6 protein-coding genes are annotated in these 24,495 nt (G+C 63.3%); all 6 read left to right on the top strand.

From position 1 onward, the window contains the following. The first annotated feature begins 509 nt into the window (after positions 1–509). From AC3WRD_RS26170 to AC3WRD_RS26145, 6 genes are read left to right on the top strand one after another with little or no spacing between them, the layout of a single operon-like run. Positions 510–9,518, top strand: coding sequence for a non-ribosomal peptide synthetase (locus tag AC3WRD_RS26170; protein WP_102622145.1), 9,009 nt, complete (start codon positions 510–512; stop codon positions 9,516–9,518). Further along, positions 9,515–13,627: a non-ribosomal peptide synthetase gene (locus AC3WRD_RS26165; protein ID WP_102622146.1), complete on the top strand. Its 4,113-nt coding sequence runs from the start codon at positions 9,515–9,517 to the stop codon at positions 13,625–13,627. The genes AC3WRD_RS26170 and AC3WRD_RS26165 overlap by 4 nt, the downstream gene beginning before the upstream one ends. Continuing rightward, positions 13,624–22,719, top strand: a complete 9,096-nt coding sequence (locus AC3WRD_RS26160; RefSeq protein WP_102622147.1) for a non-ribosomal peptide synthetase — start codon at positions 13,624–13,626, stop codon at positions 22,717–22,719. The genes AC3WRD_RS26165 and AC3WRD_RS26160 overlap by 4 nt, the downstream gene beginning before the upstream one ends. Before the next feature lie 14 nt (positions 22,720–22,733). Next, positions 22,734–23,402: a hypothetical protein gene (locus AC3WRD_RS26155; RefSeq protein ID WP_102622173.1), complete on the top strand. Its 669-nt coding sequence runs from the start codon at positions 22,734–22,736 to the stop codon at positions 23,400–23,402. After that, positions 23,395–23,610, top strand: a complete 216-nt coding sequence (locus AC3WRD_RS26150) for an MbtH family protein (RefSeq protein WP_096820614.1) — start codon at positions 23,395–23,397, stop codon at positions 23,608–23,610. The genes AC3WRD_RS26155 and AC3WRD_RS26150 overlap by 8 nt, the downstream gene beginning before the upstream one ends. A gap of 15 nt (positions 23,611–23,625) precedes the next feature. Then, the gene (locus AC3WRD_RS26145) at positions 23,626–24,495 is read left to right on the top strand and encodes a TauD/TfdA dioxygenase family protein (protein WP_102622148.1); all 870 of its coding nucleotides are present in this window, start codon (positions 23,626–23,628) and stop codon (positions 24,493–24,495) included.

The raw sequence follows: 24,495 nt of genomic DNA, 5'->3' as shown, positions 1-24,495 counted from the left end.
GATACTTATTTCGCGGTTTCCTACATTTTGTTTGCCTCTCCAGCAAAAAACGTGGTTATTATCCGGCGGCGCTTCGGGTCACAAACCCGGCGTCAGAAGATTGCCGTGTGTCTACAGACCCCGGCAGTCGCAGCCGATCGGGACCACCCTGGCGCTGTCACCCACCGCGCAGGCTGTTCCTCGTCGTTGACCCTCAAATGGAAGTCGAGGTTTCAATTGATCACGCGGTTTGCAATCGACGATGCATTGGACAGGGCGACGGACGTCGTCAACGATTCTGTCATCTCCCCAGCCGTTCGCGCTGACCGCGCCGCGGTGTTTTTCGCCAGCCTTTCTCCCCCCGGTTTCCTGCGTGTGCCTGCGTGCGACGCGAGTCTGCATGCGCGCGCCGCGCCATCTTCCTGAATTCGAATGACCGAACCGGTAATTGCTGCCGGGGCCTGACTGGCAGGGCGCGTGCTGTCTCTGCCTGATCACAAAAATAATGCAGTCATGGACGGTAGCTTCCGATGCTCGACAACACTTCCTTGCGTGGGACGAATCCCGCGCAGCCCGACGTTTCATCCTTGATTCCGTTCGACACCGATCTGTGTGTGCACGGTCTGTTTGAAGCGCAGGTGCTGCGCAACCCCGAGGCCATTGCCGTACGCTGGCAGGAAGAGGCGCTCAGTTACCGCGATCTCAACACCCGCGCCAATCGCCTGGCCCATCACCTGTGCAGCCTCGGAGTCGGGCCGGATGTGCGGGTCGGGCTTTGTCTTGAGCGCTCTCTGGAGATGCTGGTGGGCGTGCTCGCGGTGCTCAAGGCCGGTGGCGCCTATGTGCCGCTGGATCCGGCGTATCCGACGGCGCGGCTGGCGCACATGCTGGCCGACAGCGCGCCGCCGGTGGTGCTGACCCAGAGCCAGGCGCGGCATGTCTTGTTGGCCGCGCTTGAACAATCGGCCACTGCACCGACGGTGCTCGACCTGGGCGATTCAACACATTGGGCTTCACAGTCACCTGACAATCCCGATCCCTACGCGACAGGCCTGACACCTCGGCACCTGGCCTATGTGATCTACACCTCGGGGTCGACCGGTACCCCGAAAGGCGTGATGGTCGAGCACCGCGGGCTGATCGCCGTGAGCGCTGCCTGGGCGCAACTCTATGCGCTGGATGAGCCGATCAATCACCTGCAAATGGCCGGTTTTTCCTTCGACGTGTTCAGTGCAGATCTGATTCGTGCGCTGGGGTTTGGCGGCACACTGGTGCTGTGCCCTCGGGACACTTTGATGGATCCGCCGGCCCTGTATCGCCTGATGCGCGAAGAGCAGATCGGTTTTGCCGACTTCGTGCCGGCGCTGCTCAACCCTTTGCTGGCCTGGGTTGAAGAGACCGGCCATGACTTGTCGTTCCTGCGCACCGTGGTCGGCGGCTCGGACATCTGGACTGCCCACAGCGCACGGCAATTGCGCAGGTTGTGCGGTGAGCGGGTGCAGATCGTCCAGGCCTATGGCGTCACCGAAGCGAGCATTGACAGCACCTGTTTCGAGTTCACCGACGCCAGTCAGGTCGACACTGTGCTGCCCATCGGTCGGGCACTGCCCAATACCCGGATTTATTTGCTCGATGCTCAAAGTGCACCTGTTGCGGAGGGTGTCGCAGGCGAGCTGTACATCGGTGGCGTCGGCGTGGCGCGGGGTTATCTGAACCTGCCGCAACTTACCGTCGAGCGCTTCATCGACAACCCGTTCGTGGCGGGCGAACGCATGTACCGAACCGGGGATCTGGCGCGTTATCGGGCCGACGGCCAACTGGAATTCCTCGGCCGCAACGACTCCCAGGCCAAGTTGCGCGGCCTGCGCCTGGAGCTGGGAGAAATCGAAACCCGGCTGGCGGACATTGCGGGCGTGCGTGAAAGCGTGGTGCTGCTGCGTCAGGACGGCCTCGGTGAACCTCGACTGGTCGCTTATTACTGCGAAAAACCGGGCACAACGCTGAGCCCGCGTTCCCTGCGTGACCAGCTGAAAATCAGCCTGCCGGATTACATGGTACCGACCGCGTTCGTGCGTCTGCATGCGCTGCCGCTGACCGCCAACGGCAAGGTCGATCGGCCCAATTTGCCGGCACCGGACGTTGAGGCATTCGACCAACGGGATTACCAGGCACCACAAGGCTCGCTGGAAACCGCGCTCGCCGCGATCTGGGCCGAAGTGCTCGGCGTCGAACGGGTCGGGCGTGAGGATCAGTTCTTTGCCCTCGGCGGTCATTCGCTGCTGGTGATGCGCGTGCTGGCGCAGATTCGTCATACGCTGGGGCTGGAAGTCGCGCCTTCGACGTTGTTTGCCGCACCCGTGCTGGCAGCGTTCGCCGAACGGCTGCAAGCCAGTCAGGCTGCGGCTCGTCCAGCCATTGCGGCCCTTTCACGGTCGGGCGCGCAAACGTTGTCGTCTGCCCAGCAGCGCCTGTGGTTTCTGGCGCAAATGGAGGGAGGCAACGCGGCGTATCACATGCCGCTGAACCTGCGCTTGCGTGGTTCACTGGACGTGGCGGCACTCGAACGCAGCTTCAATCAACTGGTGGCACGCCATGACGCGCTGCGCACCACCTTCATCGCCGTTGAAGGGGAAGGGCGGCAGCAGGTTTCACCGCCCGCGCACAGCATTCGACTGACCGTAACCGATCTGCAAGGTCCCGATGCTCAAGAACGTCTGACCCATCTGATCGACGAGGAGGGCGCCCGGCCGTTCGACCTGAGCTGCGGCCCGCTGATGCGCGTAAGTCTGGTGCGACTGGCAGCGGATGACCATGTGTTGCTGCTGACCCAGCACCACATCATCTCCGATGGCTGGTCGATGGGTGTGCTCACCCGGGAACTGGGGCAACTGTACGAAGCGGCGTTGCAGGATCGCGACGATCCGCTGCCGCCATTGCCCGTGCAGTACGTGGATTACGCGGTGTGGCAGAAACAATGGCTGACCGGTGACGTGCTGGAACAGCAAAACCGCTATTGGCGCGAAACCCTCACCGGCGCGCCGGTGTTGCTGGAGTTGCCGACCGATCACAAGCGTCCGCCCGTGCAGGATTACCTCGGCGGTTTTGTGCCGCTGGTCTTCGACGAAGCGTTGACCGCATGCCTGAAAGCCCTGGGCATGCAGCAAGGCACCACGCTGTTCATGAACTTGCTGGCCGGTTTTTCGCTGCTGTTGTCGCGCCTGTCGGGGCAGGACGATGTGGTGATCGGTGTGCCGTCGGCCAACCGTCCGCAACAAGAACTGGAGGGGTTGATCGGCTTCTTCGTCAACACCCTGGCCCTGCGCATGACCCGATCGGGTTCGCCGTCGGTGGCGCAATGGCTGCAACAGGCGCGGCGGGTCGCGCTGGGCGCTCAGGAGCATCAGGATTTGCCGTTCGAGCAAGTGGTGGAGTTGCTTAATCCGTCGCGCAGTCTGGCACACAGTCCGCTGTTCCAGGTGCTGTTTGCCTGGGAGCAGGATCAGGATTCCGATCTGCTGCTGACCGGGCTTGAAGTCACGCCGGTCGAGAGCAGTCATCACGTGGCCAAGTTCGATCTGCAACTGGCGCTCCATGAGCGAGACGGACAGATTGTCGGCGGTCTGGAATACGCCTCTGGCCTGTTTGAACGCGGCACTGTCGAGCAGTTTGGCGAGTGCCTGCGTCGGGTACTGACGCAGATGGTCGAGGACAGCGAACAGTCGCTGGCGGGGATCAAGCTGCTGAGCACCGAGCAACATCAGCAGATTGTTCACGACTGGAACCGCACTTCACGCGATACGTCGTCACTGCCCGATTGCGTGGCGCGATTCGAGACCCAGGCTCGGCAACGTCCCGAAGCCGTGGCGCTGCTCGCCGAGCGCGAGCAACTGAGCTACGGCGAACTGAATCGAGCTGCCAACCGTCTCGCGCATTATCTGATCGAGCAAGGCGTCGGCCCTGAACATCGCGTCGGCCTGTGCCTGGAACGCTCGCCGCAAATGGTCATCGGCCTGTTGGCAATCCTAAAGGCCGGCGCGGCATACGTGCCATTCGACCCGGCGTACCCGAGCGAGCGTCTGGCGTTCATGTTCAGCGACGCCGCGCCGACCTTGCTGTTGACGCAATCGAGCCTGATGGCCGGGCTGCCGGCCAACGAGACGAAGATCTGCTGCCTGGACGCGGACGCATCGCAATGGGCACAACACCCAACTGATGATCCGCAGGTCTCGGTGAGCCCGGAACACCTGGGCTACGTGCTCTACACCTCCGGCTCCACCGGGCGCCCGAAAGGTGTGGCCCACAACCGTCGCGCGCTGGATAACCTGATCGCCTGGCAACTCGATCAAGCTGTGGCACCGCAGCGCGTGCTGCAATTCGCCTCGCTGAACTTCGATGTCTCTTTCCAGGAAATCTGCAGCACGCTCTGCCAGGGCGGCAGCCTGTTGCTGATGACCGAAGACAGTCGCAAGGACCTCGCCGCGCTGCGCCCCACACTCGTAGCCGAAGGCGTGCAGCGAGCATTCCTGCCATTCGCCGTGTTGCAGCAACTTGCCGGCCTGACCGAGGCCGATGCACCGATGCCGGCCGGCGGCTGCGAGATCATCACCGCCGGTGAAGCCCTGCAAATCAATGACGAGCTACGCGGTTTTGTCCGTGGACTGGGCGGCGCGCAGTTGCACAACCAGTACGGGCCGACCGAAACCCATGTGGTCAGTCAGTTCAGCCTTGACTGCAACGAGGCCGAATCCTGGCCGGACGCGCCGCCCATTGGCCGTCCCATCGCCAACGCGCGGCTGTACGTGCTGGACGAACATCTGAATCCGGTGCCGGTCGGCGTGGCGGGCGAGTTGTACATTGCTGGCACCTGCCTGGCCCGGGGTTATCTGAATCGCCCGGACCTGACCGCCGAACGCTTCCTGCCGGACCCGTTTACTGACGAACCGGGCGCGCGGATGTACCGCAGCGGCGACCTCGCGAAGTTCCAGGCCGACGGCAACGTGCAGTACCTGGGTCGTATCGATCAACAGGTGAAACTGCGCGGCTTCCGCATCGAGCTCGGCGAGATCGACAGTCTGTTGCACCAGCAACCCGGCGTGCAGGAAGCCGCCGTGCTGTTGCGCGAAGAAGTGGCCGGGGACAAGCGTCTGGTGGCCTATGTGGTCGGCTCCGCGACCAGTGAGTTCTTGCGTGCCGAACTGCAACGTCAGTTGCCTGAACACATGATCCCGAGTGCCTGGGTCCGGCTTTCGCAACTGCCGCTGACCCGCAACGGCAAGCTCGACCGACAGGCGCTGCCGGCACCGGAACGCAGCGCCGGGGCGACGTACGAGGCGCCGCGCAACGACATTGAACGGCAGATGGCCGAAATCTGGGCCGAAGTGCTCAAGTGCGAACGGGTGGGCATCCACGACAACTTCTTCGACCTCGGCGGCCATTCGCTGCTGGCGACGCGGATGATCTACGCGATCAATCAGCGCATGGGCGCGCAGTTGTCCCTGAGCAGCCTGTTTCAGACGCCGGTGTTGCTGGATCTGGCGGCGCAGGTTTCGCGTGATGACCAGAGCATTGAACCTGCGTTTATCCAGATCGAGCCGGATCGCGCTAATCGACATGAACCGTTCCCTCTGACCGATATCCAGCAAGCCTATTGGTTTGGTCGCGAAGCCACGGTCAGCCTCGGAGGCGTCAGCGCCCACGGTTACGAAGAACTGCGTATTCCCGAATTCGACGCGGAACGTTTCGAGCTAGCGCTGAACCGCATGATCCTGCGCCACGACATGCTGCGCGTGGTGTTCCTCAGCGACGGCACGCAACAGGTGCTGGCGCAGGTGCCGACCTATCGCATGACTCGCAGCGACCTGCGCGGTTTACCCGCCGAAGAGGCGCAGCGCACGCTGGAAGCAACCCGCGAACGTCAGTCCCATCAAGTGCTGGACGCCAGTCGCTGGCCGCTGTTCGAGTTCAGCCTGTCGCTGCTCGATGACGGCATCACCCATTTGCACATCAGCCTCGATGCGCTGATCGTCGACGCCGCGAGTACGCAGATTCTCGCGCGCGAACTGATGGCGTTCTACGTCGATCCGACGCTGGAACGGGCAGAACCGGGTCTGACTTTCCGCGACTACGTGCTGGCCGAACAGCAACTGCGCAGCGGCCGCCGCTACGAGCAGGCGCTGGGCTACTGGCGCGAACGGGTGACCACTCTGGCCCCGGCGCCGGATCTGCCATTGGTGCGCCAACCCGAGAGCATTGCCAACCCGCACTTCACCCGGCGCGACCGCGACATGTCGGCGGCGCAGTGGGCGCAACTCAAAGCCGTGGCCAAACAGTTTGCGGTGACGCCGTCGGTGATGCTCCTGACCGCGTTCAGCGAAGTACTGGCGCTGTGGAGCCGAACGCCGCGTTTCACCCTGAGCCTGCCACTGTTCAACCGCATGCCGCTGCATTCGGATGTCGACGAAATCATCGGCGACTTCACCTCGCTGGTGTTGCTGGAAGTCGGCATCGACGGGACACAAACCTTTACCGACAAGGCCCGCGCGGTGCAGGCGCAGCTGTGGCGCGACATCGACCATTCGGTGGTCAGCGGTGTGCGGGTGCTGCGTGAATTGTCCCAGGCCCGGGGCGTGCAGCAGACGGCGATGCCGATCGTGTTCAACAGCACGCTGTCGGAAGCAGCGCCGGAGCTGGCCGAATTCAACCTGGCCGACGCGCTGAATGCCAAACACATGCACAGCATCACCCAGACCCCGCAGGTGTGGCTCGACCACACGTTGCTGGAGCTGGAAGGACGCCTGTTGTTCAACTGGGACAGCATCGACGAACTGTTCCCGGAAGGGATGATCGAGCAGATGTTTGTCGCCTACAACGCGTTGCTGGATCGCCTGTGCGAGCCGCAAGCATGGGCTGCGAACACGCCACAATTGTTGCCGCAGGCACGGTTGCCAGCGCCGGTCGACACTCAGAAAACGCTGCCCCTGATGCACGAACTGTTCGAGCATCAGGCCCTTGTCACGCCGAATGCACTGGCGGTAATCGGCGCGCGACAACTGACTTACGCCCAGCTACGCAATGAGGCCCGGCAACTCGGCGCCCGCCTGCAAGCGCAGGGCGTGCTGCCGAACCGGTTGGTCGCGGTGGTGATGGAGCGCGGCTGGGAACAAGTGGTGGCGACCCTGGCGATTCTGTATGCCGGCGGCGCTTACCTGCCCATCGAACCGAGTCAGCCAGCAGAGCGGCTGCGGCATATTCTGGAACGGGCGGAGGCGAGCCTGGTCCTGACCCAAACGGCGCTGCTCGACAAGATCGAATGGCCGGCGCAGGTCACGGCCATTGCCGTGACCGAAGAAGTCTCAACCGATGCATTGCCACTGCAACCGGTGCAGGTGAACGAAAGCGACCTCGCTTACGTGATCTACACCTCGGGCTCCACCGGCCAGCCGAAAGGCGTGGTGATCGACCATCGAGGTGCGGTCAACACCTTGCTCGACATCAACCGCCGTTTTGCCGTCGGCCCGACCGACCGTGTCTTGGCGATCTCGTCGCTGAGTTTCGACCTGTCGGTCTATGACTTCTTCGGCACGCTGGCCGTGGGCGCGGCAGTGGTCATCCTCGACCCGCAACTGACCCTCGATCCGGCGCACTGGCTCGAATTGATCAAGCGTCATCAGGTCAGCCTGTGGAACTCGGTACCGGCGCTGCTCGGCATGCTGGTCGAGTACGTGGAGGGCGAGGGTGGTGCATTGCCCGCCAATCTGCGGGTGGCGATGCTGTCCGGCGACTGGATTCCGTTGACTCTGCCCGAGCGGGCCTGGGCCTTGCAGCCAGGTTTGCAACTGATCAGCCTGGGCGGCGCCACCGAAGCGTCGATCTGGTCGATCTGCTATCCGGTGCAACACGTCGACCCGGCGTGGCGCAGCATTCCCTACGGCAAGGCTCTCGATCACCAGCGCTTCTACGTGCTGGATGAAGCATTGCAAGTCCGCCCGACCTGGGTCGCGGGACAGCTGCACATTGGCGGTATCGGTCTGGCCAAGGGTTACTGGCGCGATGAAAAACTCAGTGCCGGCAGTTTCTTCGAGCATCCACTGACTGGCGAACGGCTGTATCGCACCGGTGACCTGGGGCGCTTGCTGCCGGATGGCAACATTGAATTCCTCGGTCGCGAAGACAATCAGGTCAAGGTGCAGGGCTATCGCATCGAGCTGGGCGAAATCGAAGCCGCGCTCAATCGCCATCCCGGCGTGCAGAGCGCGGTGGTGCGCATTCTCGGCAGCACCCTGGGCGAGAAACGTCTGGCGGGTTATGTGCTCAAGGCCGACCCTGCGTTGCAGGCCAGTGACTTCACCGACTACCTGACGGACAAGCTGCCGGCGTACATGATTCCGACGTCGTTCACCTTCGTCGAAGCCTGGCCGTTGTCCTCAAACGGGAAGGTCGACAAGAAGCGCCTGCCGGAACCTGAGCAAATCGAGGAACAGGGGCCGGCGCTGGAAGTCGAGGGCCCGCAGGAACAGCGGCTGGTGGAAATCGTGCAGGGCGTGCTCAAGCGCGAATCCATTGCCGCCAATGCCAACCTGCTGAACCTCGGCGCGACCTCGATCGATATCGTCAGGATCAGCAACGCCTTGTCCGGCGCCTTGCAGTTCCGCCCGCACGTGGCGCAACTGCTGGCCCAGCCGACGTTGCTGCATCTGCTGGGCATGTACCGCCAGAACCGGGCCCGTCAGGAATTGCTCGGCAACGTCCAGCAGGCACCGGAGACCCCGCAGGAGATCATCGAAGATCCGCAGCAGCGGGCGCAGTTCAAGGCTGAGCAACGCGGTCGCCGTGACTTCGCTCAAACCTTGCCGGAGGTGGCATTGGACTTGCCGCAAGACCCGGCCTTCGCCCGGCGTTTGAGCGATTACCGCTCGGTGCGCCAGTTCGGCGCGCAGCCGATTGCGACTCAAGCCTTCGCGCATTTGTTGGCGGCACTGGCGCAGGGGCAGCTCGACGGTGAGGTGAAATACCAGTTCCCGTCGGCGGGCGGGTTGTACCCGATTCAGGCCTACCTCTACGTCAAACCGGATCGCGTGCTCGGCGTGCCCGGTGGCGCGTATTACTACGATCCTCGCCAGCATCGCTTGCTGGCGCTCCAGAGCGGACTGCTCGACCCGGACACCTACGACTATTTCGTCAATCGTCCGGTGTACGAGAACGCCGCGTTCTCGCTGTTTTTCATCGCCGACATGGCGGCGATTCGTCCGCTGTATGGCGAGCGCAGCCGCGACTTCTGCCACATCGAAAGCGGTGCGATGGCGCAACTGCTGAGCATGACCGCCGTCGAGCAGGGCCTTGGCCTGTGCGGAATCGGTTCGGTCGAGGAGCAGCAACTGACGGCGCTGTTCGACCTCGGGCCAAGCCATGAATTGATCTACTCGATGATCGGCGGGCTGCGCACGGCCGATGAGCAGCACCGCGCGCCGGTCGAGGCATTTGCCATCGAACCTGTGACCGAAAGCCTGGACGACGAAGACATGGAGGAGTTCGAAGTATGAATGCCGATCAATTGCTGGCGCTGTTCGCTCGCCATGGCGTGGTGCTTGATGTGGACGGTGACAAGCTGCGTTGCAAGGCGCCTCGCGGGTATCTCACCGAAGAATTGACCCAGGCGCTCAAGCGTCACAAGCAGGAACTGATTGCCTTGCTCGGTGGCCGGGATGACGCCGTGATTCCCCGCCGTGTTGGCGAAGAAACGGCATGGCCGCTGTCGTTCTCGCAGCGGCAACTGTGGTTTCTCGATCAGCTGGAGCCCGGCAATCCGTTCTACAACGTGCCGACGGCGGTGACGCTAAAAGGGCAACTGAACGTCGCGCTGCTGGAGCGGGCGCTGAACGAACTGGTTGCCCGTCACGAAATCCTGCGCACGACGTTTTGCAGTTTGGAGGGAGAGCCGCGACAGGTGGTGCATCCGACGATGCCGCTGTCGTTGTCGGTGACGGATCTGCGCCAGTTGTCAGTCAGCGAGCGTGAAGAAAAGGTCCGAATCGCCGTCGAGCAGGACGCACGGGCGCCGTTCGACCTGGCCACTGGGCCGTTGCTGCGCGCGTCGTTACTGCGCGTGGCCGACGACGAATACCTGTGGCTGTACAGCGTGCACCACATCATCGCCGACGGTTGGTCGATGGGCGTGATCCTGCATGAGGTCGCCACGCTGTACGGTGATTATCTGCGTGGCGATACACCGACTCTTGCGCCGTTGCCGGTGCAATACGCCGACTACGCCTGCTGGCAGCAGCAGCGCGTGGGCGGTGCGGTGCTGGACGCTCAACTTGATTACTGGCGTCGTGCCTTGGACGACGCGCCGCTATTGTCGACCATGCCCACCGACCGCCCGCGACCGTTGGTGCAGCGCTATGTCGGCGCCACGTTCAGTTCCTCCGTCGATGGCGGCACCTTGCGCGAACTCACGGCGCTGGCCCGTCAGACTCAGGGCACGCTGTTCAACGTGCTGCTGGGCGCATTGGCGGTGTTGCTGTGGCGCCACAGCGGCCAGCAGGACTTGTGCATCGGCACGCCGTTCGCCAACCGCAATCGCCCGGAAGTCGAGCCGCTGATCGGCCATTTCGTCAACACGCTGGTGCTGCGTCAGCGCCTGAATCCGCAGCAGACCTTCGCCGAATTGCTGCGCGACGTGCGTGGCCAGATGCTCGATGTTCACGCCCACCAGGACGTGCCGTTCGACCGTGTGGTCGAAGCCGTCAACCCGCCGCGCGATCCCGGTCATTCGCCGTTGTTCCAGGTGATGCTGGTGTTGCAGAACACCCCGGGCAACGCGGTGCAGATGCCCGGTCTGGAGCTGGCGCCGTACGGCACCAGCAGTGCCACAGCCAAGTTCGATCTGGCATTTGAATGGGTCGAGCGGGAAGGGCGGCTGGACTTGCTGGTGGAATACAACACCGACCTCTACGACGTCGCGACCATCGAACGCCTGAGCGGGCATTACCGTCATCTGCTCGAACAGATCGCAGCCGACGCCAAGCAACCGATCAATGCGTTGCCGTTGATGAACGAGGCTGAGCGTCAGCAGGTGCTGGTCGACTTCAACCGCACCGCGCCACTGACACAAACGGCGTCATGCGTGCATCAGTTGGTCGAAGTGCAGGTCGCGAGCACCCCTCAGGCCTGCGCGGTGGTCTTTGAAGGTGAGTCGCTGAGCTACGCCGAACTCAATGCCCGGGCCAACCGACTGGCGCGGCACTTGCGCACGTTGGGTGTCGGCCCGGATGTGCGCGTGGCGGTGTGCATCGAGCGCTCGCTGGAATTGCCGGTGGCGTTGCTGGCGGTGCTCAAGGCCGGGGGCGCCTATGTGCCGCTGGACCCCGATTATCCGCTGGGGCGCTTGAGTCATATGCTCGGCGACAGCACACCGGCGGTGTTGCTGACCCTCGGCTCGGCGCACGGGATATTGCGTCAGGCACTGCAAGGTTCGACCTGGGAAGCGCCGATCCTCGACCTCAAAGAGGACGCTGTGAGCTGGGCGTCGTTGCCTGCGGACAATCTCGATCCGCGCAGTGTCGGCGTCACCCCTGACCATCTCGCCTACGTGATCTACACCTCCGGCACCACCGGATTGCCCAAGGGCGCGATGGTTGCCCACCGTGGCCTTAGCAACCTGCTGTTGTGGTGTTTGCAGGTCTGCGGCGAAGCGGGGGCGATGCTGCACAAGATCCCGTTCGGTTTCGATGCCTCGGCCTGGGAGACGTTCTGGCCGCTGGCAACCGGTGGGCGACTGGTGATTGCACGGCCCGGCGGACATTACGAACCGGCCTATCTGGCGCGCGAAGTTCGCGAGCAGCGGGTCACGGCGTTGGTGTTCGTGCCGGCGATGTTGCAGCTGTTTCTGGAGGTCGAAGAAGTCAGCCAGTGTGCTTCGCTGACCGATGTGTTCAGCGGCGGCGGTGAACTCCCGCCAGCCCTGGCCCGGCGTTTTCAGGAGCGCCTGCCCCATGCTCGGTTGCACAACGTCTACGGCCCGACCGAAACCACGGTGATCAACAGCGTCTGGAGCCTGGAGCCCGGCGCCGAAGTACCGGCCCGGCAACTGCCGATCGGCCGGCCGATTTCCAACAACCGTTTTTATGTACTCGATGACCGCGATGAGCCGGTGCCGGTGGGTGTCACCGGGCAATTGCACATTGGCGGTGTCGGCGTCGCTCGAGGTTATCTGGGGCTGGCGCAGCTCAGTGCCGAACGTTTTATCGACAATCCGTTTGTGACAGGCGATCGGCTCTATCGCAGCGGCGATCTGGCGCGCTATCGGCCGGACGGTCAGCTGGAGTTTCTGGGGCGCAACGATTTTCAGGTCAAGTTGCGCGGCGTGCGTCTGGAACTGGGCGAGATCGAAGCCCGGCTCGAAGCGTTTCCCGGCATTCGCAGCGCCGTGGTGCTGATGGTCGGCGAAGCGGCGCAGGATCAGCGTTTGGTGGCTTGTTGCGTTGTTTCCGAGTCGATGGATGAAGCGGCGGTGCAGGCCCATCTGGCGACGACACTGCCCCGAGCGGTCGTCCCCGGCAGTTATCTGTGGCTGGACGCGCTGCCACTGACCGCCAATGGCAAGGTCGACCGTGCCGCACTGACTGCGTTGGCGGATGAAGAAATGGTCAATCGTCAGGTCAACCTGAGCAGCCCGCGCGATCACATCGAGCTGACGCTGTACCAGATCTGGAAACGCCTGCTGCTGGTGCCGCAGATCGGCATTCGCGACAACTTCTTCAATGTCGGCGGCACCTCCATCGCCGCGATCAAGATGGCCCATGAAATCAGCCAGGTGTTCGCGGTTGAAATGCCGGTGCGCGTGGTGCTCAGCTACCCGACCATCGAAGCATTGGGCGGTTGGCTGCGGGTCGGGGCCAACCCGGCGGTTGCGCAGGGCAATCTGATCGAGTTCCGTCGAGGCTCGGGTCAGAGCAACGTGGTGTGCATTCACCCAGCGGGCGGTACGGCGTTCTGTTACCTGTCGCTGGCCAAGGTGTTGCCGGATGAGGCCGGTGTTTACGGCGTGCAATCGCCGGGGCTGAATCCGGGGGAGAGTACCGAGCCGACAGTCGAAGCAATGGCCGAGGCCTATCTGCGGCTGATCGAACCGCTGACCGCGCAACCGCTGATCCTCACCGGATTGTCGTTCGGTGGTCTGGTGGCCTATGAAATGGCGCGGCTGTTGACGGCGGCGGGGCATCGTCAGGTGACCGTGGTGCTGCTCGATACCCAGGGCAGCGACGATCCGGGTTTCCGCGAGCAGATCGGCACCGTGGACATGGCCGAGTTCCGCGACAAACTGGTGCGCTTCAACGGCATGTACCCCGGCATCGAAGACGCGCAAGTCGAGCGCTATTTCCACATTTACAACCACAACCGAATGGCGATGGCCGCCTATGAATGTGCGCCGCAAGCCCGGCGTGTGGTGCTGATTCAGGCCCGAGAAGATTTCAGCCGCCATCAGTTGCATGAACTGCGCGGATTCTGGCGTCGCCGCGCCGGCCACGGCTATCTGGCGAAACTGGTCAGTGGCGGGCACTGGGACATGCTCGAAAGTGCGGAAATCCATCGGGTCTCGCAGATCATCCGTCAGGAGCTGCAACGCTTCGACGCGCAGGAGGCGAAATGATGAACGCGTCCAATGACCTGACTTTGCTTGCACGCTTTGACGAACAGGTACGGCAACATCCGCAAGCCCCAGCCGTCATCGATGGGTCGGTAACCCTGACCTACGCCGAACTGGCCAGCGCCAGCGAGCGCATCGCCCGAGGGTTGCTGGCGCGTGGCGTCGAGCCCGGCCAGTCGCTGGCGCTGTGCATGCCGCGTTGCTGGCAATGGCTGGCGGCGATCCTTGGCGCATTGAAGGTTGGCGCGGTGGTCGTGCCGCTGGACCGTGCCAGTCCGCTCAAACGCCGTGAGTTGATGCTGGCGGATGCAGCGTGTGTCGGCCTGATTACCCAGGATGATGAATCGCTGTGGTCGCCTTCATTGTGGCAAACCAGCGTCGAGGCTTTGCTCGATCAACCGGACGTTCCACCGCAAGCGCTGGCTGAAGACTTTGCCGAGGTGATGTTCCTGTTCTACACCTCGGGCACCACCGGCACGCCGAAAGCGGTTGAGGTCGGTGAACGCGGCTTGCTGCGCCTGGCGCACACCGACGGCTATATCGAGATTCGTCCGACGGACCGCTTCGCCTGTCTGTCCAACCCGGCATTCGACGCTTGCAGTTTCGAACTGTGGGCACCGCTGCTCAACGGTGGCTGCTGCGTGATGATCGCCGACGAGGACGTGCTGGATGCGCGACGGCTGGCCGAGGTGCTGGAGCGGACGCGGGTCGACAACCTGTTCATGACGGTGTCGCTGTTCAACACCTTGATCGCCGAGTGGCCGTCGTGTTTTTCCAGCGTGCGGCAGGTGCTGATTGGCGGCGAGCAGATCAGCGCCGCTGCCGTGCGTGCGTGGTACCGCGCCAACCCTGAGAGCCAGTGCCGGATTCACAACGTCTATGGCCCCACCGAATGCACCACGTTTGCCCTGTGCTGGCCGATCAGCCGTGACTTTACCGGCGACTCGGCGCCCATTGGCCGACCGCTGCCGGACACCGGCGTGCAGGTGCTGGATGAGCAGCAACGGCCGGTGCCGGCGGGAGAGGTGGGCGAACTGTATTTGAGTGGCAGCGGCGTCGCCCGTGGCTACCGCAATCGCCCTGAAGAAACGGCCCGTCAGTTCGTCCGTTTGCCCGACCTCGACGGTGGTGCACACGTCCATTACCGCACTGGCGATCTGGTGCGGTGCAATGCCGAAGGTTTGATTGAGTGTCTGGGACGGGTCGACCGTCAGGTGAAAATTCGCGGCTTCCGGATCGAACCGGGGGAGGTGGAGCAGCGGTTGCTGGAGCATCCGGGCGTGGCGCAGGTGTATGTCTGCACTCGGCGTCAGGCGGCTGAAGATCATCAGATGCTGGCGTTTATCGTGCCGCGCGGGGATCTGGACTATCACGCCTTCGAAACCCACTTGCGAGCGCAACTGGCGCCGTATATGCGACCGCATCAGTTGTTCCTGCTGGAGCGCCTGCCGCTGACGGCCAATGGCAAGATCGATCGTGACGGTTTGCTGGGCGAGGCGCTGAATCCGTGGCACTCAGCCTTGGCGGTCATGGAAAACGACAACGCTTCACCGGCGCTGGACTGGTTGCTGGGTCAGGCGCGTTCGCTGCTCGGCCAACCGAGCCTGAGCGCACAGGATGACTGGCTGGGCAGTGGCGGCGATTCGCTCAAGGCCATGCGCTTGCGCTCGGCGATTCGTAACCGTTGGCAGAGCGAGATCACCATCGACACGTTGCTCAATGAACCGTTCTCGGCACTGGCCGAACAACTGACCGCTGAGCTGACGTGGCCTTCGATCTATCCGTCCGCGCCACCGATCACCACGGCCCGACGCTTGCCGGCTACCGCCGAACAGCGCCGCTTGTGGCTGTTGCAGCAACGTACGCCGAACTCGACCGCTTACAGCGTGCCACTGATTCTGCATCTGGCGTCAGGTGTCGATCTATCAGCGCTGGCCGAGGCTGTGGGACGTCTAGTGCTGCGCCATCCCGGATTGCGCACGACGTTTGTGGCAGGTGCCGATGGGCTTGATCAGGTGATCGCCGAGCAAGGCCCGGCCTGCCGAACCTTCGCCGTCGGGCATTTCACCGAAGACAACTGGCAGGCGTTCGCGGAACTGGTGTTCAGCACACCGTTCGACCTGACCACTCCGAACCTGTTTCAGGCGTGGCTGTTGCCGTTTGCCGATGGCCGCTGCCGGCTGTTGCTGAACCTGCATCACATCATCGTCGATGGCTGGTCGGTGAACCTGTTGTTCGACGACCTGACGCAGCTCTACAACGATGCTGTGCAGGGTTGCGAAAGCCCTGAGCCGTCAGCACGTCTGACGACGCTGGAGTTTGGCCAGTGGCAGCGCCAGTGGGGCGTCGATCCGCATTACCGCGACCAGCGTCGCGCATTGGCCGAGTTGCATCGTCGGCAGGAAGAACCGTCGCCCGCACTGATGCCAATGCGCGAAATCAGCCCGGATGCCCGGTTGCATCGAGAACCCTTGGGTGCCGTACGCAGCGCCGCTCTGGAACGCTTTTGCACGCAACAACGACTGACCCGTTTCGAAGTGCTGTTCAGTGTCTTCGTCTGGAGCCTGTACGCCTTGACCGGGTGCGAGCGGCCACGGATCGCCAGCCCGGTGTCCAACCGGCCACTGGCGGAGTTCGAAGACAGCGTCGGCATGTTCGCCAACACCGTGCTGATCCCCACCGCCGTAAACCACGCACTGACCTTGGGCGAGCAGTTGCGCCAGCAGACCGCTAGCGTGCGTGAGGTGCTGGCATTGCAGGACGTGGCGCTGGCGGATCTGGTGGAAGACCTGCGGCTTTCATCGAATACCGCACTGTTCGATTTTATGTTCGTGCTGGAAAACACCGATTACGCCGCATTGGCCGACTCAAACCTGCGCGCCACCCTTGAGTTCAACGAACACCTGCACGCCAAGTGCCCGCTGACCTTGTTGATGGTGGGCAGCGGCTCGCAGCTGGAGTGCTGGTGGGAATATCAGTGTAGCTATTTCGATGCAGAACAGGTGAGCACGCTGAACGCATTGTTCCGCCGTGGTCTGGACCTGTTGCTGGAAAGCCCGGCGGTAACGCTCGACAGTCTGCTGGGTCCTTATCGACACGGTCTGGCCCCGGCCAGTGAAGGGCCGAAGGGCGAGCTGCCGTTCAACACCCTTGCGGACTGGTTCGAGCATCAGGTGCATTGCACGCCGGATGCGGTTGCATTGGTTAAAGGTCAGCGCCGCCTCACCTATGGCGAGCTGAATGGACTGGCCGACGTTCTGGCTGCTGACTTGGTCGAGCGTCATCCGTTGCCGGCCGGGAATGCTCCGTTGCATGTCGTGCTGTTTCTCGACGCGTCGGTGGAGCACATCGTCGCCTTGCTGGCTCTGGCCAAACTCAACCTGACCGCCGTGCCGCTTGATCCAGCTTACCCGGTGGCGATCCAGCGTCAGGTGCTGGAGCAGGCGCAGCCGCATTGTCTGTTGTTCAGCGACGCGACCGAAGCGGCGCTGGATGAGCTGAACGCGGGACGGTTCGCCGTTCACCGGGTCGATATGCGCTCCGATGCCGGATCGTTCGAGCGTCCACGTCATGCCGGTGAACGACCGCTTTACACGCTGTTCACCTCCGGCTCGACCGGCACACCGAAAGGTGTGCAAGTGTCGGAAAGCACCCTGTGCAACCTGCTGCAATGGCAGCGCACGGAAGGGCAGTTGCCGGCGAAAGCGGTGACCTTGCAGTTCTCCATGCTGTCGTTCGATGTGTCGTTTCAGGAAATTTTCAGCACCCTGTGCGGGGGCGGCTGCTATCACCTGATCACGCCGCGCTGGCGTCAGGATGCCGAGGCGTTGCTGGGTTACATGGTCGAGGCGCGGATCGAACGGTTGTTCCTGCCTTACGTGGCCTTGCAGCATCTGGCGCAAACCGCCGTGGCCCGGGGCATCTATCCGTCGGCGTTGCGTGAGGTGATCACGGCTGGCGAGCAACTGCTCTGCACGGACGCGCTGCGCAACTGGTTCGGCGGCATGCCGCAAGCTTCGTTGTTCAATCACTATGGCCCGACCGAAACCCACGTGGTCAGCGCGTTGCGTTTGCCAGCCGTGGCGCGGGACTGGCCGCTGCGGGCGCCGATTGGCCATGCCGTTGGGAATGCCCGTTTGCTGCTGGTCGATGAGCATGATCGCCCGGTGCCCAACGGAAGTCGCGGTTATCTGTTGGTGGCCGGGCCGATGGTTGCCCGTTGTTATCTGGCCGATCCTGCGCTGAACGCCGCGCGGTTCGTCGAGTTGGCAGAGGGCTGCTTGTTCTACCGCACCGGCGATCTGGCATGGGCCGACGCTCAGGGCTGCTTACATTATCTCGGACGCGACGATCAGCAGATCAAACTCAGCGGCCATCGTCTGGAACTGGGGCAGATCGAGGCGGCGCTGATGCAGGTGCCGGACGTGGTCAACGCGGTGGTGGCGGTTCAGACCGATCCACCACGCCTGACCGCGTGGCTGCAACTCGATGGCGAGCCCGCGACGTCTCAACAGCTGGATCGTCAGGTGGCGCACCGACTGCCATCCCATGTGCGAATCGATGAATATCGGCGGATCGACGTCTGGCCACGCACCCCCAGCGGCAAGATTGACCGCAAGGCTTTGCCGGCTCTGGGCGAAGCGCTTGAGCGTCGCAGCACGCCACAGCCGGTTGTTCAATTGACCTCGCTGGAACGGCAACTGAGCGAGCTGTTCCAGACAGTCATCGGGCGGGACATCGAGCCGGAGCAAACCTTCTTCGAGGCCGGCGCCACCAGCCTCGGCCTGATGCGTCTGCATGCGCGTTACACCCAGGAACTGCCGCACAAGGTGACGATGGCCGACCTGTTCGAACACGTCACGATTCGACGTCTGGCGGCGCATCTGTCGACCGCTCCAGTGGCGCCGGTAGAGCGAGTACGACAAGCCGATGCAAGCCATCAACCGATGGCGATCATCGGCATGTCGGTCAATGTGGCCGGGGCGCAGAACCTGTCCGAGTTCTGGGCGATGGTGCAGGGTAACGAGCTGGGCATCGAACACTTTGCCGCTGAAGAAGGCCTGGTCGGCGCCCGCAGCCAACTGGCCGGCATGCTCGATTTCGATCCCGAGTACTTCGGCATCAGCCGCCAGGAAGCACGGCTGATGGACCCGCAACAGCGGCACCTGCTGATGGGCTGTGTGCAGGCTCTGCAACACGCGGCCATCGTTCCGTCGGCGGACGGCCCGCGCATCGGCCTGATCGCCAGTTGCGGCGAAACCACGTACTTCCAGCAGCTGCTGCGCGACACCGCTGAAGGCGATCTTCCGGACGGCTTCCAGATGGCGCTGCATCATGACAAGGACTTTCTGGCGACCAAAGCCGCGTATCACCTGGACCTCAACGGCCCGGCCCTGAGCGTGCAGGCGGCGTGCGGCAGTTCGCTGATCGCCGTGCACCTGGCCAGTTCGATGCTGCGCCAGGGCGACAGTGACGTGATGCTGGCGGCCGGGGTGTTGATCGACCCGACCCTGAGCGATGGTTACCGTCATCGCTCGCAGCACATCTTCTCCGCCGATGGCCTGTGCCGTCCATTCAGCGACGACGCCAGCGGGACCATCGGCGCCAGTGGTTATGGCGTGGTGGTGCTCAAGCCATTGGCCAGGGCGCGGGCGGATGGCGACCGGATCTACGCGTTGCTCGAAGGCTCTGCATTGAACAACGATGGCCGGGCCAAGATGAGTTACACCGCGCCGTCGGTGGCCGGGCAGAGTGCGGTCATCAGCGACGCCTTGAGTCGCGCCGGATTGACCGGTGCCGACATCGGCTACATCGAAGCCCACGGTACCGGCACCTTGCTGGGCGATCCGATCGAAGTCGCGGCGTTGACCAAGGCCTTCGGCGATGCGCCGGCCGGTCAATGCGCGTTGGCCTCGGTGAAGAGCCAGATCGGACATCTGGGGGCGGCGGCGGGGGTGGTCGGTCTGATTCGCGCAAGCCTCGCGGTGTTCCATGGCGTGCTGCCGCCGAATCTCGGGTTCGGCCGGATCAATCCGCAGATCGATCTGGAGCATTCGCCGTTCTACGTACCCACCACGTCCCGGCCATGGCCGGAAGGGCGGCGTCTGGCCGGTGTCAGCAGTTTCGGGATCGGTGGCACCAACGCCCATGCGATTGTCGGCGCCGCACCCAAGGCGCAGGAAGTGACCGAAGAAAACTCGCCACTCCTGATGATCTCGGCCCACAGTCGAGCGGAATTGCTGCGCGATATCGCGGTGATCCGTGAACACCTGCAAGCGCATCCGGAGCAGCACATCGCGTTGCTGCGGCACTTGCAGTCAGGTCGCAGGCAACTGCGCTGGCGCTTTGCGATGGTCTGCCGGCCGGGTGACGAAATTCCTTTGCTGCCGACAACGATCAAGGAAATCACCGCGTCGGGTGTACAGCTGATCGCCCGTGATCATTCAGCGCAGGCATTGCTGGAGGCGTGGTACGAAGGCGCAACTATCCAGTGGCCGCAGCGCTCGGCGCCACCGCCGTGGGATTTGCCGCCAGCGTCGTTCGATCTTCAGACTTATCGGTTTCAACCCGCTGCCGAATTCGTTGCCCCCGTTTCGGCAGGCATCGAGCGGCAACCGCTGGCGCAGTGGTTCCATCAGCGGCAGTGGGTGCGTGTCCAACGCCTGAACACAAAGGCAATGGACGGCGCACGAGAAACGGTGATCCTTTGCAGCCATGACGCGCCCAACTCGACTTTGCTGGAGCACCTGCGGGCTGTTTATCGACGCGTTGTTCAAGTGCGCGCCGGAAATGGCTTCAAGCAACTGGGCGCTGATCGCTTCGAGCTTGATCCGCTGGATTCCGAAGCATTGGGCCGCTTGCTCACCGAGGTCGTAGAGCCTGAACTCGGCGAACTCGACTGGCTGCACACCTTGCCGCTGGCGGTGTCAGGCGCAGTCAACGAGCAGTCTCTGGATCTGGCGCAGTGGGCCTGTCTGGACACGGTCAGCGCACTGATGCAGGCCTGGGGGCAAACTGCACGCACGACACGTCTGCGGTTGTGGTTGATGTCGTGGCAGGCGTGCCCGGTGGACGGCGAGGTTCGGCGTCCCGAATTGGCGGCACTGGCCGGGATCACCGAAGTGGTGCCGCAGGAATACCCGGTGCGTTGCCACTGGCTGGACTGGCCGTCGCCGCACCTTGATACGCAGGCCGGGGAGTTGGCGGCGTTGCTTGTCGATCCGGCCGCGTTGCCTCGGCGAATGGCGGTGCGTGACGGTTACCTGTGGCAGCCACGACTGATATCCCAGCCATTGCCGAGCCTGGCGACCACCTCCAGCCTGTTGCCGGACGACGGCACGTTTCTGGTGCTGGGCGGCACGGGCGGGATCGGTCGGACCCTGTGTGAACACCTGCTGCAAGCGCCAGGGCGGCGTGTGGTGTTGCTCTCGCGTCAGGGACAGTTGCCTGCAAATCTCGCGACTTATGCGCCGAGAATCGACTGCGTTCAGGCGGACATCGCCGATCTGTCGCGTTGGCCGCAGGTACTCGATCAACTGGCCGGGCGTTACGGTCGTCTGAGCGGGGTGATTCATGCGGCAGGTGTCGGCGCGGGCAGTCTGATTCGCCATCGCGATACCCGGCAGATGGCCGAGGCGATGGCCGCCAAGACCCGCGGCATGCTGGCGGTCGAAAGCCTGATCGAACAGCTTTCGCCGGGCTTCGTCCTGTACTGCTCGTCGATGTCGGCATTGTTCGGCGGCGCGGGGCACCTGGACTATTCAGCGGCCAGCGGTGTGCTCGACGGCTTCACTCATTACCGGGCGGATTCGGCCAGTACTTGCCTGCGCCTGGGGATCAACTGGGACATCTGGCGTGACATCGGCATGGCCACGACTAGCAATGGCGGTGACGTTGCGCATCAGGAACATCTGACGGTCGGCTTGTCGGCCGAAGAGGGTTGTCGGGTATTCGATCTGGCGATGGCGGCGCAGTTGCCACAGCTGCTGGTTTCCACCACCGGCATCGACACGGCGCGGCGCTTCTATCCGGTTCGCCACGGCGCCGTTGCCGCGGCGGTTGCAGTGCCGAAAGGCGTGGATCTTTCCGTGCGCTTGCGTGAGTGCCTTTGCAAATGGCTCGGCGTGACGAATCTGGAGGACGACGATTCGCTGTACGACCTGGGCGCGGATTCGCTGACCTTGCTGGACCTGATCGACGAACTGCAAGCGGCCACCGGTGAGGTGTTCCAGCTGTCGCAGTTCAGTCACAAGGTCAGCCTGAGCGAGGTGTTGGGTCTGGTGACAGCCTGCTCGGTCGAGGCACCAACTGCCACGCAGGGCAGTTGGAGCGGCGCGGTGCGGATCGATCAGTGGCATGCCGGCGCCGGGCGCGAGTGGCTGTATCTGATTCACCCGGTGGGCGGTGATGTTCAGGCCTACCGGGAACTGGTTTCGGCGCTGCCTGCGGATCTTGGGGTGTGCGTGATTGCGGACCCTGCGTTGCGTCTGCCGGCGCTACCGAACATCAGCATCGTCGAACGCGCCCGGTTGTATCTGGAGGCAATCAAGGCCCACCTCCCGGCCGGCTGTGCCTGGCGCCTGGCGGGTTGGTCGTTCGGTGCCTGGGTGGCGCAGGCACTGTGTCAGCAAGCCCAGGCTGACGGCTTCAGGCAACCGCTGCTGTACCTGATCGATCCACCCGCGCCGGATGCCGGTGCGGAACTGGCCGGCATCGACGAGCGGACCATCGAGCAGGTGTTCCAGCGTGAGTTCGCCCAGCGCTGGCCTGACGTTGAAGGGCAGGCGATGTCCGAGGAGCGTCAGGCTTATCTGCAACGGCTGACAGTGTGCTGTCGCAACAATATGAGCAGCATGGTCGACTTCCAGCCACCCGCGTTGGCCGCCACACCGGTGCGGATGTTCATCGCCGGGCACGCCAACCCTTATGGGCTGGGCGACGCCTGGAGCATGGATGACCTGCAACGCAACTGGCAGGCCTTGCTGCCGCAATTGCGCAGTTGGCAACGGCTGGACACCGATCACTACGGCATCATGGCGGGTCGCTGGGCGCGGATGCTGGCCGAGGTGATTGGCACGGAGGGGCCGTCGATATGAATGAGCCGATTTCAATGCCTCGGTGGTTGCCGACCTTGGCGCAGGTGCTGTGCGAAGAGCAGCCCGATGTCTTGCTTCAAAGGATTTACAGGGTCGATGAACCGCAGTCGCTTCGGCCAGTTCATGGTTGGCAAGCCGACATGGTGCTGCCGATGCTCTGCGAGGCCTTGCCGGAACATCGGCCAGCGCTGCTCGCCTTGCAAAGCTTGCATCAACGGGCGGCGCTCGGCTTGTCCGGACGTCAGGGCGAATGGCGGGCCATGCTCAAACCGGTGTTGCTGGCGCTGTATCGACGGGCCTACGCCTACGACGCGGCGTACGCCCAGGCCCATGCCAGTGCGATGACATACGGTCTCGCGCCGAGCAACACCGCCATGATCGCCGAGCACTTCGGCGATGCCGAGGCGTTCGCGGTGTATTACGCGCAACTGAATACCGAAGCCAGTGCCACCGCGTTTGCCCAGGCCCATGCGAGTGCCAATGTGGAAGTTTCGGCCAAAGCATTCGCGACTGACGATGCTGACGCGTACGCACAGGTGTGCGCGGCGTCGGCGCGGGTGTACGTCTGGGCCTGTGCGCAGACCGACGAGCAGCGGCGTGTGCTGTTCAGCCACCTCGCAGAAGGGCTGGTCCGGCACCTGGCCCCGCTTCAATCCCGTTCAACAGGAGAGCGACATGAATGACGCACAGCTGCAATTCGATGTGGTGATCAATGCCCAAGGTCAGTATTCCCTGTGGCCGGCGGGCAAGCCGATGGCCAGCGGCTGGAGTGCAGCCGGGATGCGTGGCGAACGCCAGGTCTGCCTGGATTACATCAATCAACACTGGATCGACATGCGACCACGGTCGCTGCGCGAGACCCTGTCGCCGTCGTCGGCGTCGTTCCAATAAAAAAGGTGAGGGAACATGGATCAGTTGGCACTCAAGGCAATCGAGCGCATCGCGGCAGAAAAGCGCGCACCGTATCAGCGCATCACGGTCGACCGGATCACGCCGATCATCGGTGCCGAAATCGGCGGCGTCGATCTTTCGCAACCGCTGAGCGACGATCAACTCGCGGAAATCCGCCGGGCCTTTCTGGAGAACCACGTGCTGGTGTTCCGCGATCAGCATCTGACGGTCGAGGAACACAAGGCGTTTGGCCGGCTGTTCGGCGAACTGCGGGCCTTGCCGGTGGAAGACATCGACGGCGATGACCCGGAACTGGTGGTGATCCGCGCCAATGCGCAATCGCGCTACGTGGCCGGCGAAACCTGGCACACCGACGGCACGGCCGACCTGGCGCCGTCCATGGGTTCGATGTTGTACGTCAAGGAAACCCCGGCCATCGGCACGGGCGGCGATACGTTGTTCGCCAACATGCACCTGGCGATCGAAATGCTCTCGCCGACGATGCAGCAGTTTCTCGGCGAATTGACCGCGATTCACGACGGCGCAATTCCGTGGAAGGGCTATGAGGCGCCGGCCAACCTGCCAAAAACCGAACACCCGGTGGTGGTTCGTCACCCGGAAACCGGGCGCAAATCGCTGTTCGTCAATTCCGGTTTCACATCGCACATCGTGCAGTTGTCCGGTGGCGAAAGTCAGGTGCTGTTGAACATGCTGTTCGACCTGGTGGCTCGGGAACCGTCTCTCAGCTGTCGCGTACGCTGGGCGCCGAACACGCTGGTGTTCTGGGACAACCGCTGCACCCAGCACCACGCGATCTGGGATTATTTCCCGCACTCGCGTTATGGCGAGCGGGTGACGATCCTCGGGACGCAGCCCAAGGCTTGA

The sequence above is a fragment of the Pseudomonas sp. FW215-R2 genome (genome assembly GCF_058789255.1).
This window is presented reverse-complemented; position numbering and strand designations above follow the sequence as displayed.